General features: G+C 62.4%; 16 protein-coding genes. 4 read left to right on the top strand and 12 right to left on the bottom strand.

Annotated elements, in window-relative coordinates; genetic code table 11:
• Nucleotides 1-34: 34 nt before the first annotated feature.
• Nucleotides 35-1,459, bottom strand: a complete 1,425-nt coding sequence (locus V1471_RS06770) for a DUF2927 domain-containing protein (protein ID WP_434287587.1) — start codon at nt 1,457-1,459, stop codon at nt 35-37.
• A 207-nt stretch (nt 1,460-1,666) separates the two neighbouring features.
• On the opposite strand from V1471_RS06770, the gene V1471_RS06765 reads away from it, so the two are divergent.
• Nucleotides 1,667-3,436 carry a restriction endonuclease gene (locus tag V1471_RS06765; protein WP_434287586.1) on the top strand — a complete coding sequence of 590 codons (1,770 nt, stop codon included), beginning with the start codon at nt 1,667-1,669 and terminating at the stop codon, nt 3,434-3,436.
• A 22-nt stretch (nt 3,437-3,458) separates the two neighbouring features.
• Here V1471_RS06765 and V1471_RS06760 read toward each other — a convergent pair whose 3' ends face one another.
• The 3 genes from V1471_RS06760 to V1471_RS06750 form a co-directional block, all read right to left on the bottom strand.
• A complete protein-coding gene (locus tag V1471_RS06760) occupies nt 3,459-3,899 on the bottom strand; it encodes a GNAT family N-acetyltransferase (RefSeq protein WP_434287585.1) in 441 nt (146 codons plus the stop codon).
• A 90-nt stretch (nt 3,900-3,989) separates the two neighbouring features.
• Complete coding sequence (locus tag V1471_RS06755) at nt 3,990-4,481, bottom strand: hypothetical protein (RefSeq protein WP_434287584.1); 492 nt, start codon at nt 4,479-4,481, stop codon at nt 3,990-3,992.
• A 65-nt stretch (nt 4,482-4,546) separates the two neighbouring features.
• Complete coding sequence (locus tag V1471_RS06750; protein ID WP_434287583.1) at nt 4,547-5,386, bottom strand: AAA family ATPase; 840 nt, start codon at nt 5,384-5,386, stop codon at nt 4,547-4,549.
• Between the two features lie 184 nt (nt 5,387-5,570).
• Between V1471_RS06750 and dksA the strand changes: the two genes are divergently transcribed.
• Nucleotides 5,571-5,993: an RNA polymerase-binding protein DksA gene (gene dksA / locus V1471_RS06745; protein ID WP_434290882.1), complete on the top strand. Its 423-nt coding sequence runs from the start codon at nt 5,571-5,573 to the stop codon at nt 5,991-5,993.
• Between the two features lie 155 nt (nt 5,994-6,148).
• On the top strand, nt 6,149-7,309 hold the full coding sequence (locus V1471_RS06740; RefSeq protein ID WP_434287582.1) for an FAD-dependent monooxygenase: 1,161 nt from the start codon (nt 6,149-6,151) through the stop codon (nt 7,307-7,309).
• A gap of 92 nt (nt 7,310-7,401) precedes the next feature.
• On the opposite strand, the gene tpiA is transcribed toward V1471_RS06740, so the two are convergent.
• From tpiA to V1471_RS06710, 6 genes are all read right to left on the bottom strand, one after another.
• Nucleotides 7,402-8,148 (bottom strand): triose-phosphate isomerase, encoded by a 747-nt coding sequence (gene tpiA / locus V1471_RS06735; RefSeq protein WP_434287581.1) that lies wholly within the window; start codon nt 8,146-8,148, stop codon nt 7,402-7,404.
• 96 nt (nt 8,149-8,244) lie between these two features.
• Nucleotides 8,245-8,556, bottom strand: coding sequence for a TfoX/Sxy family protein (locus tag V1471_RS06730; protein WP_434287580.1), 312 nt, complete (start codon nt 8,554-8,556; stop codon nt 8,245-8,247).
• The gene (locus V1471_RS06725; RefSeq protein ID WP_434287579.1) at nt 8,556-8,918 is read right to left on the bottom strand and encodes a HesB/IscA family protein; all 363 of its coding nucleotides are present in this window, start codon (nt 8,916-8,918) and stop codon (nt 8,556-8,558) included. The genes V1471_RS06730 and V1471_RS06725 overlap by 1 nt, the downstream gene beginning before the upstream one ends.
• Nucleotides 8,919-8,942: 24 nt before the next feature.
• Nucleotides 8,943-9,710, bottom strand: a complete 768-nt coding sequence (locus V1471_RS06720) for a DUF3307 domain-containing protein (protein WP_434287578.1) — start codon at nt 9,708-9,710, stop codon at nt 8,943-8,945.
• Nucleotides 9,703-10,314: a MarR family transcriptional regulator gene (locus tag V1471_RS06715; protein WP_434287577.1), complete on the bottom strand. Its 612-nt coding sequence runs from the start codon at nt 10,312-10,314 to the stop codon at nt 9,703-9,705. The genes V1471_RS06720 and V1471_RS06715 overlap by 8 nt, the downstream gene beginning before the upstream one ends.
• Before the next feature lie 96 nt (nt 10,315-10,410).
• Nucleotides 10,411-11,247 (bottom strand): LysR family transcriptional regulator, encoded by an 837-nt coding sequence (locus V1471_RS06710; protein ID WP_434287576.1) that lies wholly within the window; start codon nt 11,245-11,247, stop codon nt 10,411-10,413.
• A gap of 97 nt (nt 11,248-11,344) precedes the next feature.
• Here V1471_RS06710 and V1471_RS06705 point away from each other — a divergent pair, with 97 nt between their 5' ends.
• A complete protein-coding gene (locus V1471_RS06705; protein ID WP_434287575.1) occupies nt 11,345-11,500 on the top strand; it encodes a hypothetical protein in 156 nt (51 codons plus the stop codon).
• Nucleotides 11,501-11,542: 42 nt separating this feature from the next.
• Here the strand turns inward: V1471_RS06705 and V1471_RS06700 are convergent, their stop codons facing one another.
• The gene (locus tag V1471_RS06700) at nt 11,543-11,926 is read right to left on the bottom strand and encodes an SUF system Fe-S cluster assembly protein (protein ID WP_066701519.1); all 384 of its coding nucleotides are present in this window, start codon (nt 11,924-11,926) and stop codon (nt 11,543-11,545) included.
• Between the two features lie 60 nt (nt 11,927-11,986).
• Complete coding sequence (locus tag V1471_RS06695) at nt 11,987-13,492, bottom strand: pyruvate kinase (RefSeq protein ID WP_434287574.1); 1,506 nt, start codon at nt 13,490-13,492, stop codon at nt 11,987-11,989.
• Between the last annotated feature and the right edge of the window lie 177 nt (nt 13,493-13,669).

Genomic DNA, 13,669 nt, shown 5'->3' with positions numbered 1-13,669 from the left:
GGAGGCGTGGGGACGGCGTGCCTCTTGTCGCGGCCTAGCGTGCCAGGGCGGCGATTTCGGCGGCGCGGGCCCGAACCTCGTCATCCGAACCGAATCCATAGCGCGCCCAGCCGAGGCTGTCGAGCCGCACGCTGCGTGCGTCCTGTGTCCGGCCGAGTTTTTCGAGCGCTTCGGATTCGGTCAACATGAGCGAGGCCAGAAGGGCGGCGTTTTCGGCGTCGCGGGCGGCGTCGATGGCGCCTGCGGAGATTTCATAGGCGGCCTGATAGCGGTGCTCGGAGAGGGCAAGAGCGGCACGCTGCATGGCGACATGGGCGGCGTGGAACCGGGTGTCGGGGTGCGCGGCATAGATGCGATAGGCCTCGTCGAGAGCCAAATGGGCCTGAGCGCGGTCGCTGGAGATGGCGAGGCGGCCCATCAGGAACCACGAAAACCCGGCGCGGCTGTCGGACCAGCCCTCGTTGTGGGCGATGGCGACCGCCAGTTCGGCGGCGCGGCGGCGTTGGGCCAGAGGGGCGTTGCCCATGGCGGTGAGCGCGGCTTCGGTCCAGGCGGCGGGCGTCGGTTGCACGGGAACGGTGGCGCGACCTGCGCCCGCCGGGTTGATCCGGGCCAGAATGCCGGGCAGGGCGGCGGCGACCTGATCGCGGGTCATGCCGGAGCGCAGCTCGGGTGCGTAGGTGGCGCGCAGGATGAGCATGTCGAAGGGGGTGAGGACGGAATGGATATTGTCGTCGTTGAACACCGAATCCGGCAGGCGGTAGAGATCGTTGAGCGGGCCGAGGGCCTGAGCCAGTTCCTCGTGCAGACAGTCGCGGATTTCCTGCGGCGGCACGTTTTCGGGGATGAAGACGGCGAGGCGTTCGCGGCGCTCGACCTGAGTCCAGCTCAGATTGGCGCGGCGGGCATGGCGGAAGTCCTGCCAGCTCGACACGTTGGGCACGACGATGCAGGCGGTGTTGGGGGCACGACGCGACAGTTCGGCCTGGGTCAGGGTCTCGATGGTGATCGAGGCGGGCTGACTGGCGGGGACGCGGGTGATTTCGATCCCGGCCTCAGAGCGGAAACGGTCCATCAGGCGCGACAGGTCGTAACCGAGCGAGGCGGGGATGCGCTCGCCGGTGATGCGCAGCGTGATCGGACCTTCGAAGCGGGTGAACCGGTCGAGGGTCGCGCCGGTTTCGAGCGCGAAGCTCAGGTCGAGGAAGTCGCGGGCGATGGAGGCGTTGGAGCGCGTGGTGGTCTGCGTCGGCGCGGGCGAAAAGATTTTCATCGGCGGCAGATCGAGGGCGGCGGGCGCGGCGCGGGCGGTGTCGGGCAGCTGCGGCGCGGTGGTCATGCATCCGGCCAGAAGCACGCTGCCCGCGAGAAGGCGGAGGAGCGGACCGGTTTTGAGGCCGTTTTCGATGCTGTTTTTGATTCCGGTGGCGGTGCGTTTGTGCATGTCGGGGTGCGTCATGACGCGTCTTTCAGTCTGAGCCCAAGGCCTCGGTTTTAACGAGGCAACTGTGGCGATTTTAGGGCAAACCGGGGAGAATGCCAGAGGGGAGGAGAGCGATTTCTTTTGCCAGAGGCTTCAGAAGCGACATAGGATTTCTTTGCGCGGCCATTCGGTGCCGGTCGCAACACATTTTGCGCAATTCTATTTGAAAACAGGGGAGTGGAGATGTCCGGACAGATTGCCTTTCGGTCCCAAAATCTTGAGAATATTCGGGCTGGCGCACTGCGCGCGAATTGGAGTGCGCGGGGAGATCGTATTTTGCGGTATTACATTGATGTGCGGCACAATGTGCTTGATCTGCATAAAGAGTTGAGCGCGCCCGAGGTTTCGATCCTGCAAAACAAAGTCGATACGCTGATGTCTCAGTGGGATGCGCGATATCTGGAGTATCTCAAAAAGCAAAGCGCGGCGGCTGGGAAGGACTTGGCCGAGGAGTTGACGCAGGCAGCGGAGCATCGCCGGGAGCGGCTGCGACGGACGCTGCATCACACGCTTTCGGTGGATGATACGGTGAATTGGGATGTTTTGAAGGATCATTCGAAGTTTGAGAGACGAGCTTTTCCGACGAAAGCGCCAGTTCCTTTTACGACCAAGCCGCCACGGGTGGCTCCTTTGCCATCCTCGCCGCCTGAACTGCGTGTTCGTTTTCTTCAACCATTGTTTGGGCTGAGGAAAAGGTTGGAAGCCGAACATAATGCGGCAATCAAAGATCATTCTTTGAGGGTCGAGAGGGTTAAAAGGAAAAATGCTTTGGAGCGGTCAGAATGGGAGAACTCAAAGGATTCTGCTACGCAAAAGCAGGCCGAATGGGTGCAAAGCCGGGACGCCTGGAATGCGGAGCAGGATCTTGCAGAGGCCGAATTCTTAACGCGGCAATCCGAGGAGAATGCCAAGGTCGATGCGCTGGAGGCGGCCTGGCGTTCGGGGGATAAAGAGGCGATCGAAGAGCATGCGTCGATTGTGCTTGAGGCCTCGACGCATGACGAGTTGGTGCCCAAGCAATGGGAGGTTCAATACGAGCCTGAAACCAAACTGCTTTTCATCGCCTATCAGTTGCCCTCGCCGGACGATTTGCCGGTCGTCAAGACGGTGCGCTTTGTGGCGTCCTCGGGCGAGCTGAAAGAGACACAGATTTCCGCGAAGGAAAAGAAAGAGCTGTTTGACGATCTCTGTTATCAGATTTTCCTTCGCACGATTCATGAACTGTTCGAGGCGGATCGTCCCGGGCATATCGAGAACATTGCCTTCAATGGCTGGACGCGCTCGGTGGACAGGGCGACGGGGCAGGAGGTCGAGGCGACGATCCTGTCCGTGGTTGTCAAGAAAGAGGAGTTTCTTGCGATCAATCTTGAGATGGTCGATCCGAAATCCTGTTTCAAATCCTTGAAAGGCGTGTCGGCGGCGACGTTGATCGGTTTGACGCCCATCGCACCGGTGATGGAATTCGAGAGAGCCGACAAGCGCTTTATCGACGCGCGGTCGGTCGAGGTGTCCGGGGATGGGGGGACCAATCTTGCGGCGATGGATTGGGAGGAGTTTGAACATCTCGTGCGGGAGATTTTCGAAAAGGAATTCGCGGCACGCGGTGGCGAGGTGCATGTGACGCAATCGAGCAGCGACGGGGGTGTCGATGCCGTAGCCTTCGATCCCGATCCGATCGGTGGTGGCAAGATTATCATTCAGGCCAAGCGCTACACTCGAACGGTCGGCGTGGCGGCGGTGCGGGATCTTTATGGGACAACCTTGAACGAGGGTGCGAACAAAGGCATTCTGGTGACCACGGCAGACTACGGTCCCGATGCGCACAAATTTGCCGCCGACAAGCCGCTGACGCTGATGTCCGGCGCGCATTTGCTTCATCTTCTGGAGAAGCACGGCATCAAGGCCACGATAGACCTGAAGGGGGCGAGGGAGCAGATGGGGCTGCGCGGTTAAAACATGCCGCAGCCGCCCCGCCTTACCGCGTGTATTTGATAAACGGCGTCAGCGTGCCGATGCGGTCGTAGAGCTGGCGCGCGGTGGCGTTGTCGGATTGGGTGGTCCAGTAGACCGTCGGCGTGCCGTGGTCGTCGGCGACGCGGTAGACGCCTTCGATCAGGGCGCGACCGGCGCCGGTGCCGCGGGCGGCCTCGGTGACGAAGAGGTCTTGCAGGTAGCAGACATCCTCGACGCGCCAGTTGTGGGCATGGAAAATGTAATGCACGAGGCCGACCAGCGCGCCGTCCAGATCGGCCACAAGCGCACCGCGTTCGGTGTGCGCCGGGTCGGTCAGGCGGGCGAAGGTGGTGTCGTAGATCTCTTGCGAAAGCTCGGTTTCGTAGAAGGTGAGATAGCCGCGCCAGAGCGGCTCCCACTGAGCGCGGTCTTCCGGGGTGAGCGGGCGGATGGTGAGAGGCATGGCAAGCTCTTCTGTACGGGACGGACCCCCTTTGCTTCTCGCAAACGCTGTGAAAATTCAAGCGTTTCCCCGCCCTGTTGCCGCCGCAGATTACAGGTCGGGGACATCGCATTTCCGCACATAGAGATCGGAGACCGGGCGCAGGCAGGTCAGGGTGCGGGCATAGGCGATGGCGGCTGTTTCGCAGGCTTCGGCGGCCTGTTGATAAGCGAGGCGGGGGCGGGCGCAGGATTGGCCGGAGGTTGCGGAAGCGGCGGGGCAGGCCTCTAATGCCTCATCGTCGGGGCTGTTGGCGGAACGGCAGGCGCCCTCTGACCAGTCATAGCGACAGGCGTATTTGAAGATTCTCGGCGTGTTTTGCGATGTGCAGGCATCGAACGCCCCGCAGGACGCGGCGTCGGTTGCGGGGGGCTGGGGGCAGGCGCCGATCATGTTGTTGCAGATCTTGACCATATTGCATGTGTGCTGGGTGGCGCGGCAGGCGGTTTCGGCCTTGGCATAAAGCGCCTCGCAGTCCGGCGTGTCGGCATAGGCGCCGGTCGGGAGGAGGAGGCTGGCGAGAAGGAGAGCGAAGCGGCGCATGGCGGGGCCTTTCGGAGGGGCGAGGTGGCGGTGCCCCTCAGTGACAGCGAGAGATGAAGGTGAGGTTAGCGACGGCCACGCGCCAGAAACGCGAGGCGTTCGAAGAGGGCGACGTCCTGTTCGTTTTTCAACAGCGCGCCGTGGAGTTTTGGCAGGGCATTGGCCCCGTCGCGGGCGAGGTCTTCGGGCGAGAGGTCTTCGGCCAGCAGGAGTTTGAGCCAATCCAGAACCTCGGAGGTGGAGGGTTTCTTCTTGAGGCCCTGGGTGTCGCGGATCTCGTAGAATTGCGTGAGCGCGGTGGCGAGCAGCCGGTCCTTGATGCCCGGGAAATGCACATTCACGATGGCTTTCATCGTCTCCATGTCCGGGAAACGGATGTAATGGAAGAAACAGCGGCGCAGGAAGGCGTCGGGCAGTTCCTTTTCATTGTTCGAGGTGATGATCACCACCGGGCGCTGTTTCGCGGTGACGGTCTCGCCGGTCTCGTAGACATGGAAGGCCATTTTGTCGAGTTCCTGCAACAGATCGTTCGGAAACTCGATGTCGGCCTTGTCGATCTCGTCGATCAAAAGAACGGTCTTGCGGTCGGTCTCGAACGCCTGCCAGAGCTTGCCCTTCTTGATGTAGTGTCGGACGTCCTCGACGCGCGGGTCGCCCAACTGGCTGTCGCGCAGCCGCGAGACGGCGTCATATTCGTAGAGGCCCTGCTGCGCGCGGGTGGTCGATTTGATGTTCCACTCGATCATGTCGAGACCCAGCGAGGCGGCGACCTGACGGGCCAGCTCGGTCTTGCCGGTGCCCGGTTCGCCTTTGACGAGGAGCGGGCGCTCCAGAGCGATGGCCGCGTTGACGGCGACGGTGAGGTCGGCAGGGGCGACGTAACTTTCGGTTGAGGAAAATTTCATAGGGTTTCGGGCCTTAAAGGACAGGGTTTGTGCGAGATCATAACGGCAGGGGGGAAAGGTGCAATAACAGGGAGATTGTGACGTGACATCCCCGGTCAAACGCGCTAAACGGGCCGCAATTGGAGGGCGCCTTATGGCTGATAACATCGAAAACGCGGCCGAAGGCACGACAGAGGTGAGCACTATGAAGGCTGAGGCTTTTTTGCCCGATGACTACCGTCCCGCCGAGGACGAACCTTTCATGAATGAGCGTCAGCTCGAATATTTCCGCCGCAAACTTCTGATCTGGAAGGCCGAGCTTCTCGACGAGAGCCGCCACACGATCGAAGGTTTGCAGGACAGCACCCGCAACATCCCCGACATCACCGACCGTGCCTCCGAGGAAACCGACCGGGCGCTGGAACTGCGCACGCGGGACCGTCAGCGCAAGCTGGTGGCCAAGATCGACGCGGCGCTGCGCCGGATCGACGAGGGCGAATACGGTTATTGCGAAGTGACCGGCGAGCCGATCTCTTTGAAACGCCTCGATGCACGCCCGATCGCGACGATGACGCTGGAGGCGCAGGAGCGCCACGAGCGTCGTGAAAAGGTTCATCGGGACGATTGAGCGCTGACGCGCTCGGGGGGACGACTGATCAATCAGTCCCGCTCGCGGCAATTTAGACCCGTGAGCTTTGTGCAGAAATATGACAAACACCGGGGGAGACCCCGGTGTTTTTCTTTGTGCAGAGCCCCGGAGAGAAGATGTAAAGGAACAGTGCCATGGTGATCGGTCAGGATATTGCGGTTTTGGGTGCGGGGGTGGCCGGGCTTGCCGTTGCGCAGGCGCTGGCGCTCAGGGGCGCCAGGGTGACGGTCTATGAACAGGCCGCCGAGATCGCCGAGGTGGGCGCGGGCTTGCAGATCTCGCCCAATGGCGTGCGGGTTCTGAAGGCGCTGGGGCTCGATCCGGAGGCCCATGCGATGCGCTCGAAAGGCGTGCGGCTTGTGGACGGGTATATGGGGCGCGAGGTGCTCTATCTCGATCTCGCCGCTTACCGGCCCGAGGATGCGTTTCTCCTGATGCACCGCGCCGATCTCATCGCGATGCTTGAGGCGGGGGCGCGGCAGAGCGGGGTTGCGATCCGGCTGGCGCATAAGGTGGCCGATATTCAGGGCGATCATGACGGGGTGAGTCTGACGTTCGAGGGCGGCGAGACGGTGCGCCACGCCGTGGTGCTGGGCGCGGACGGGCTGCATTCGAAACTGCGCCCGATGCTGAACGGCCCGGGAAAACCGTTCTTTACCGGTCAGACGGCATGGCGCGCCACGGTTCCGGCCATGGGCAACGAGCCGCCGGTCGCGATGGTGCATATGGCGGCGGGGCGGCATGTGGTGAGCTATCCTCTGCGCGGCGGCACTTTGATGAACATCGTGGCTGTCGAAGAGCGCGAGGATTGGGTTGAGGAAGGCTGGAACCACGCTGGCGATCCGGCCGAGATGATGCGCAATTTTTCGAATTTCTGTCCGGGGGTCAAAGGCGTATTGTCGCGCGTGACCGAGGTGTCGCGCTGGGGGCTGTTCCGGCATCCGGTGGCGCTGCGCTGGTATTCGGAACGGACGGCCATTCTGGGCGATGCGGCGCATCCGACCTTGCCGTTTCTGGCACAGGGCGCGGTGATGGCGCTTGAGGATGCCTGGGTGCTGGCCGACTGCCTCGCGACCCTGCCGCTCGATCAGGCGCTCCCGGCCTATCAGGCGAAGCGGCGGGCGCGGGTGGTGCGGGTGATCGAGGCGGCGAACGCCAATGCGAAGAATTACCACCTGAGCGGGCCGAAACGGTTTCTTGGCCATGCGGTGTTGCGCTTTGCCGGGGCGATGGCGCCGAAACAGGCGGTGGAGCGGTTTTCGTGGCTCTACGATTATGACGTGACCGCGATGTGAGAGGCGACGCCTCCGGCGGGAGTATTTTCCGCAGCAAAGGAAACGAAAAGCGCCGCGCTCCGGGAGGGGGCGCGGCGTTTTGGTTTGGGGGCTCAGGCGGCTTCGAGGGCCGAGACGATGCCGGAGAAATCGGCGGCCTTGAGAGAGGCGCCGCCGACGAGCGCGCCGTCCACGTTGGAGGTGGCGAAGATCTCGGCGGCGTTGGCGGGTTTCACGGAGCCGCCGTAGAGGAGCGGGATGTCCGATGCGCCCTCGCCATAGCGGGCCGCGAGGGTGGCGCGCATGTCGTCATGGACTTCGGCGATTTGTTCGAGCGTCGGGATTTTGCCGGTGCCGATGGCCCAGACCGGTTCGTAGGCGATGACGAGCTTGCCGAGATCGACCGCATCGGGCAGCGAGCCGGAGAGCTGTTTGCGGATCACGGCGAGTGTCTCGCCCGCTTCGCGCTGATCGAGGGTTTCGCCGACACAGACCACGGGGACGAGGCCCGCCATGGTGGCGGCCATGGTTTTTTCGCAGACGATCGCATCGGTCTCGCCATGGTCGGCGCGGCGTTCGGAATGGCCGAGGATGACGTAATCCGCGCCCGCGTCGGCCAGCATTTCGGCGGAAATGTCACCGGTATGGGCGCCGGAGGTCTTCATGTGGCAATCCTGCCCGCCGGTGTCGATTTTCGTGCCCGAAAGCGCCGCGGCCATGGCGGCGACAAGCGTTGCGGGGGGGCAGAGCAGGATGTCGACCTTGGGGGCGGGGAACATCTCTGCGAGGGCTTTTGCCTCGGTGAGGCTGGCTTTCAGCCCGTTCATCTTCCAGTTGCCTGCGGCCAGTTTGCGCGCCATGAGAAAACCCTCCTAAATCGGTTGCGGGCATCATTGCAGCCTGTGGCGGGCAGTCAAGCGGCTATGGGCGCTAACGTCTCAAATACTTGTGGAAATTCAGAGGGCGCCGAGGGCACGTCGCGCCCAGTCGGAGGCCAGATCGGGATCGTCGAGGGCCGCCTCGGGCAGGGTCCAGTAATTCATGCCGCGGCCCTTCTCCATCTCGAATTTCTCGCAGCCTTCAGCGGCCAGAGTCTCTGCGAAATCGCCGGACGCCTTGAGATAGACGCGGTCGTCGGAGGACAGGATCGCGAAGAACTGGCCTTCTGAGTAGATCGACAAGCCGCCCATCATCTTGCGATGGCTGAGCGCGCCCAGAGGGCCGAAGAGATCGTAGATGAAGGCGATGTCTTCGTCGGTGACGGACATTATTTTGCGGTGAGGTTCTCGTCGAATTTGATCGACTCGCCACAACCGCAGGCTTCGACGACGTTCGGGTTGTTGAATTTGAACCCGGATTCGAGAAGCGAGACCTGATAGTCGATCTCGGTGCCGAAGAGGAACATCTGCGCCATGGGGGCGATCATCACGCGGGCGCCGTCCTGTTCGACCATCTCGTCCATGGGGTTGATCTCGGAGACATACTCCATGGTGTATTCCATGCCTGCACAGCCGCCTTTCTTGACGCCGATGCGCAGCCCCATGGAGCCGTCTTTCTCCATGAGTTTCGCGATCTGTTTCGCCGCAGCGGGGGTGATGCTCACCGCCTGTTTTCCCGGAATGCCGAACATATGCGTGTCTCCTTTGAGCGTAATCTAATGCGCGGCGGGCGAAATTCCAAGCTTTGGCATCTGTGCGGCAATGAACATCACCGCGAGCGTGACCGCGATGGCCCAACCGAAGGAGGCGAGTGTGCCGATGATGACGTATTCCGACATTTTCCGGCTTTTGTCCGGGCCGCCCTCGCGAATGGCCTCGAACCGTAGGATCGACTTCGCCGCGACGAGAAAGCCGATGCTCGCGGACAGGCCGGAGAGCATCAAAAGATATGTCAAACCGCGCTCCAGAATACCGATCAGCGCTCCCGCGCCTTCCAGAGTGGGGGTGTCGTCTTTGCTTTCGTTTTCTTCGGAGTTCTCCGTAAGTTTTTGAGCAAAGGGAGCCATCAGCTTGCCGACTGCAAAGCCGCCCGCGCGGGTGGCGTAGATCGCGCCTGCGGTGAAAAGCATCGCTTTCGGCAGCCACGGGAGGGTGGCGTAGGGGCCTTGGGCGAAGAGGTCGGGGGCGATCAAGGCGATGAGAATGAGGGTCGCGAGATGCAGGGCTTGGTCGGTGATGTGGGGGAGAAACGTGTCGGAGAAAAAGCGGGTCTTGATCGTGTCGATGACGATGTGAATGAGGGCCAAGGCGTAGATCATCGGGGAGGCGACCTGCCCGGTGGTGGCCATGGCGGTCAGAAGCACGATGAGAGCATGGAGGAAGAGGGTCTCGGGGCGCGCCTTCTCCTCGACCATCCATCGGGTTTGGAAGACGTAATCGGCGAGGACGTGCGCGAGGAAGAGGGCGGCGAGGGTTTCAGGCATGGGGCTGTCGAGCCTCCAGAAGCTTTAATGTTGCGATGATATAAGGGTAGGAAGCAGCTTCGAGCGTTTTGCCGATAGACTGTCGAGAGACGCCCATTTGGGCTGCGACGTCCTGCTGTCTTGGCGTGTCATCGGGGGATAGAAATGGCAAAATTGTTCTCGCTTGGGTGCTGGTCCAGTTGCTCACAATCTGATCGAGCAAAATGCAGATGGCATCCATTTCAGGGGTGTTCCCAGAGGCCATTCTGAAAGCGGGCTGCATTTGGTCGAGCGTTCGCCCCGACAACACAAATGCTGCATCCGTGGTTGTTTCGATTTTCTCTGGGAGTTTCCCTGACCCTTGGGCAATGGCAATTCGGGTATCGCAGGCGCGATCAATTGCGCGCAGTTTGGCGCGTATGATCAAAGCGGCGCGCAAGGAAAGCGAGGCGTTCTCGAAGGCGATTTGCCATCCATCTCCCCGATATTCTGAAAAGCGAGCCGGAGTGCCCCAGCCGGAAATTTCGGAAAATGTTTCGGCAATGGCGCGTTGAACCTGTTCCAAAAGGACTGCGTTGAGTTTTGTGCTCTCTATGATGTCGCCGGTTAGAACTGTGATGCTCATGTGTGTCTCGCTGGTTTGAGCAATCTTTAAGAAGTCTCCAAGAAAAAGCAACCTTTTTTGGTTTCTTTTTAGGTTTGCACCCCAAATAGGTTGCGCCTATCCAAAGCGCGCGGGGGCGGTCAGGGTTTCGGCCAGCGCCTCCAGCGCGGCGCGGACGGGGGGATCGTGGCGGGCGTCGTGGTGGCTGACGAGCCATTCGTCATGGGTGAGGACGCCGATCTCGGGGGAGATCTGCACCAGCCCTATGATCTCGCGCCCGGCAAAGCAGGGCAGGATCGCGCGGCCCACGCCTGCCACGGCCATGTCGGCAGCGGAGCGGGCGTCGGAGGCGGTGGCGATGATCTCGTCCGGATGGTTGGTGCGCAGCCAGCGCTCCGAAGGTGTCGTCGCCTGACCGGCGTGGAGCGTGACATAGCCGGTGACGCGCGGGTGGGCGGCGTATTCGGCGTAGGTGATCGGCGCCAGTTTGCGGCCCGCGAGCCAGCTTTGGTCGGGGCGGCGGTTGCGGATGCCGATGTCGGCTTCGCGCCGGGCGATGTCAACGTTGGTGTTGGAGGCCAAAAGCGCCGGGCGCCACGGGCTTTCGGGCGTCCAGATTTCGGAGAGATGGCGGGCGATGTAGCGCGTGGTCCAGCGGCCTGCGGTGATGCGGACCTCGGGGGCGGCGTCCTTGCGTTGGAAGCGCGCGAGACGGCTGGCGGCGTCGCGGAGCGGCTCGGCCTCCTGCAAAAGTGCACGGCCCTCGGCGGTCAGCGTATAGCCCCGGTTGCCGCGCTCGAAGAGGCGTTTGCCGAGGCTGCGTTCCAGTTCGGCCATGCGGCGCGAGAGGGTGGGCAGGGAGGTGCCGGTGGCCTTTTCTGCGCCCGAAAGCCCGCCCGCATCGGCCACGGCGAGGAAGAGGGCGTAATCGTCGAGCTTGGGGCTGTCTTTCATTTTTGAAAACATCCTTGCGCAATCAGGGCGTATTTTAGGGAAGTTTCTGGACCTATTCTGATCCTGTTTTTCAAGAATGCAAGTAAAGGCGGGGCAGATGGATCGTATTCCCGTCCGGTTGGCGCAGGAGGATCAGGATATGGGGCTCTATGAAGAGGAGCAGGCGCAGTACGCGCGGGAGCTGAAAAGACTTAGAGAAAATCAGCAGCCATGGTGGCGCAGGCTGGGGCTGTGGCTCAGGGCCGAAAGATGATCTGGCCTGAGGCATAAAAAAGCGGCCCGGAGGCCGCTTCGATCACATGAAGCCAAGCTCAAGCCGGGCTTCGTCGGACATCATTTCCATGCCCCAGGGCGGGTTCCATGTCAGTTCGACATCCACCTGCTTGACCCCCGGCAGCGGCTCGATCGCATCGGCGACCCAGCCCGGCATGTCGCCAGCCACGGGGCAGCCCGGAGCGGTCAGGGTCATGATCACGCGCACTTCGTTCTCGTCATTGATCTCGACCGTATAAACAAGGCCGAGGTCATAGATATTCACCGGAATCTCCGGGTCATAGACGGTCCGGCAGGCCTCGACCACCGCTTCGTGCAGCGGGTGATCGGTGCTCGACGGTTTGATCAACGGGGCGCCCTCGACCGGGGTGTCCTCCGTCGCGGTGCGGTGTGCCTCTTCGCTCATGCGCGCTAACTCCTATTTCCGAGTAATCATATAGGGAATGGCGCCGACAAGGTCCAGAGATTAGAGCGAGAGATCGCCTTTCCACGACCGAAGCGGGCCGAGGCGGGCGGATTTCTTGGTCATGTGCCGGTCCATGCGGCCGAGAATGCGCGACAGGAAACGGATGGTCTCGACCACGTAAGGACCTTTGTTGAGCATGACGCAATCGGCGCGCTGCGCCATGGCGGCGTCGGTGGTCTCGGCGCGGGTGGCGAGGCCTTGTTTCATCAGACCTTCGAGCACCTGCGTGGCCCAGACGACGGGGGTGTGGGCGGCTTCGCAGAGCCAGAGCACTTCTTCCTGAATTTCCGACATGCGCTCCAGCCCGATCTCAACCGCGAGATCGCCGCGGGCGATCATCACGGCGGTTTCGGTCAAGGCGCCCGACTGAACGATCAGCTTGGGCAGGTTGCGAACCGCCAATCCGGTCTCGATTTTCAGGACCACAGCGGGGCGATGCGCGCCTTCGGGCAGGCGTTTGTCGATCTCGTCGATCAAAAGGCGTATGTCTTCGGGGGTCTGGACGAAGGAATAGCCGATCAGATCGGCATGGCCGACGACGAAATCGAGCGCCACCCGGTCGTCTTCGGTCAGCGCCGGAATGTCGATCTCGACGGCGGGGAGGTTGAAGCCCTTCTCGGGCTTGACCTTGACGCCCTCGGGACCGGCGCGGGTGACGCGGAGCTTGGCACCTTTCGGTGTGATCTCAAGGACCTCCGCGCCGATTTTGCCGTCGTCGATGAAAACGCTCATGCCGGGGGCGAGGCGGTCGATCAGATCGGGGTGGCTCAGCGTGGTGGCGACATGTTTCGACTTGGCGGAGGGGGCTTCGCGGCGGATGTCGAGCCGGTCGCCGACCATCACCCGCTGCTTATCCGGTCCTGCGACCGGTCCGGTGCGCAGTTTCGGCCCGGCGAGATCCATCAGCACCGGCACGTAGCGGCCGATCTCGTCTTGGGTGTCGCGGATGCGGGCGATCATCGCGGCCCAGACCTCGGGCCCGTCATGGGCGCAGTTGATGCGCATGGCGTCGGCACCGGCGCGCAGCATGTCAGGGATGAGATCGGGATCGGTCGCGGCCTCGGTCGGGAGCGTCAGCAGGATGCGCGAGCGCGGCGCGCCGGAGGAGCCGGTGCCAAAGAGCGTGTCGCGCCGGGCGGCGAGGCGGGCGGGGCCTTCGGTGAAGGCGCTCGGATCGGGATACGGGGCTTCGTCACCCGATGCCGCGCCGGAGAGACGGGAGAGCGTGGCCACCACGGCATCGAGCGAGGCGCGGGCATGCGGTTCGGCGCGCCCGAGGGTGGAGAGGCCGAGGGCGGCGAGATCGGGCTGCATCGAGCTCAGATCGGCATGGCGCAGGGCGAGATAGGAGGCGAGGTTCTGGGCCGAGGGGCGGAAGGCGGGACGGATGTCCGCAGCCTCCCAGGCGGTCTGGATCGCGTCGGCTTCACGGGTGATTTTCTCGCGCAGGGCGTGCAGTTCGATCGAGAGGCGGGTGGCGTCGGGCGGGAGGAGGCAGAAGGACATGGAGCACCTGCGGGTTGGGTTGCCTTGTGTCCCTGTCTTTCCACCGGCTTTGTAACAGTGCTATGGCAAAGATCAAATCAGGTGCAAAATGCCACAGTTGCGCCGGAGTGTCGTCGGAATGGAACATTATGAGTTGATTGGCAAAACCCGGCTCGGGCAGGGTCGGTTTGGCGCGTC

Origin of the sequence: Celeribacter sp. SCSIO 80788, assembly GCF_051054295.1 — a bacterium.
Taxonomy (GTDB): Bacteria; Pseudomonadota; Alphaproteobacteria; order Rhodobacterales; family Rhodobacteraceae; genus Celeribacter.
Note: the sequence above shows the minus strand (reverse complement) of the source record. Positions and strands in the feature narration are given on the sequence as shown.

Bases quoted from the DNA above. Each gene is read 5' to 3' on its own strand.
- V1471_RS06705 (WP_434287575.1), top strand. From the start codon at position 11,345: ATGGATCGTATTCCCGTCCGGTTGGCGCAGGAGGATCAGGATATGGGG.
- V1471_RS06730 (WP_434287580.1), bottom strand. From the start codon at position 8,556: ATGTCCGTCACCGACGAAGACATCGCCTTCATCTACGATCTCTTCGGC.
- V1471_RS06725 (WP_434287579.1), bottom strand. From the start codon at position 8,918: ATGTTCGGCATTCCGGGAAAACAGGCGGTGAGCATCACCCCCGCTGCG.
- dksA (WP_434290882.1), top strand. From the start codon at position 5,571: ATGAAGGCTGAGGCTTTTTTGCCCGATGACTACCGTCCCGCCGAGGAC.
- V1471_RS06770 (WP_434287587.1), bottom strand. From the start codon at position 1,459: ATGACGCACCCCGACATGCACAAACGCACCGCCACCGGAATCAAAAAC.
- V1471_RS06695 (WP_434287574.1), bottom strand. From the start codon at position 13,492: ATGTCCTTCTGCCTCCTCCCGCCCGACGCCACCCGCCTCTCGATCGAA.
- tpiA (WP_434287581.1), bottom strand. From the start codon at position 8,148: ATGGCGCGCAAACTGGCCGCAGGCAACTGGAAGATGAACGGGCTGAAA.
- V1471_RS06720 (WP_434287578.1), bottom strand. From the start codon at position 9,710: ATGCCTGAAACCCTCGCCGCCCTCTTCCTCGCGCACGTCCTCGCCGAT.
- V1471_RS06715 (WP_434287577.1), bottom strand. From the start codon at position 10,314: ATGAGCATCACAGTTCTAACCGGCGACATCATAGAGAGCACAAAACTC.
- V1471_RS06765 (WP_434287586.1), top strand. From the start codon at position 1,667: ATGTCCGGACAGATTGCCTTTCGGTCCCAAAATCTTGAGAATATTCGG.
- V1471_RS06710 (WP_434287576.1), bottom strand. From the start codon at position 11,247: ATGAAAGACAGCCCCAAGCTCGACGATTACGCCCTCTTCCTCGCCGTG.
- V1471_RS06760 (WP_434287585.1), bottom strand. From the start codon at position 3,899: ATGCCTCTCACCATCCGCCCGCTCACCCCGGAAGACCGCGCTCAGTGG.
- V1471_RS06740 (WP_434287582.1), top strand. From the start codon at position 6,149: ATGGTGATCGGTCAGGATATTGCGGTTTTGGGTGCGGGGGTGGCCGGG.
- V1471_RS06750 (WP_434287583.1), bottom strand. From the start codon at position 5,386: ATGAAATTTTCCTCAACCGAAAGTTACGTCGCCCCTGCCGACCTCACC.
- V1471_RS06700 (WP_066701519.1), bottom strand. From the start codon at position 11,926: ATGAGCGAAGAGGCACACCGCACCGCGACGGAGGACACCCCGGTCGAG.
- V1471_RS06755 (WP_434287584.1), bottom strand. From the start codon at position 4,481: ATGCGCCGCTTCGCTCTCCTTCTCGCCAGCCTCCTCCTCCCGACCGGC.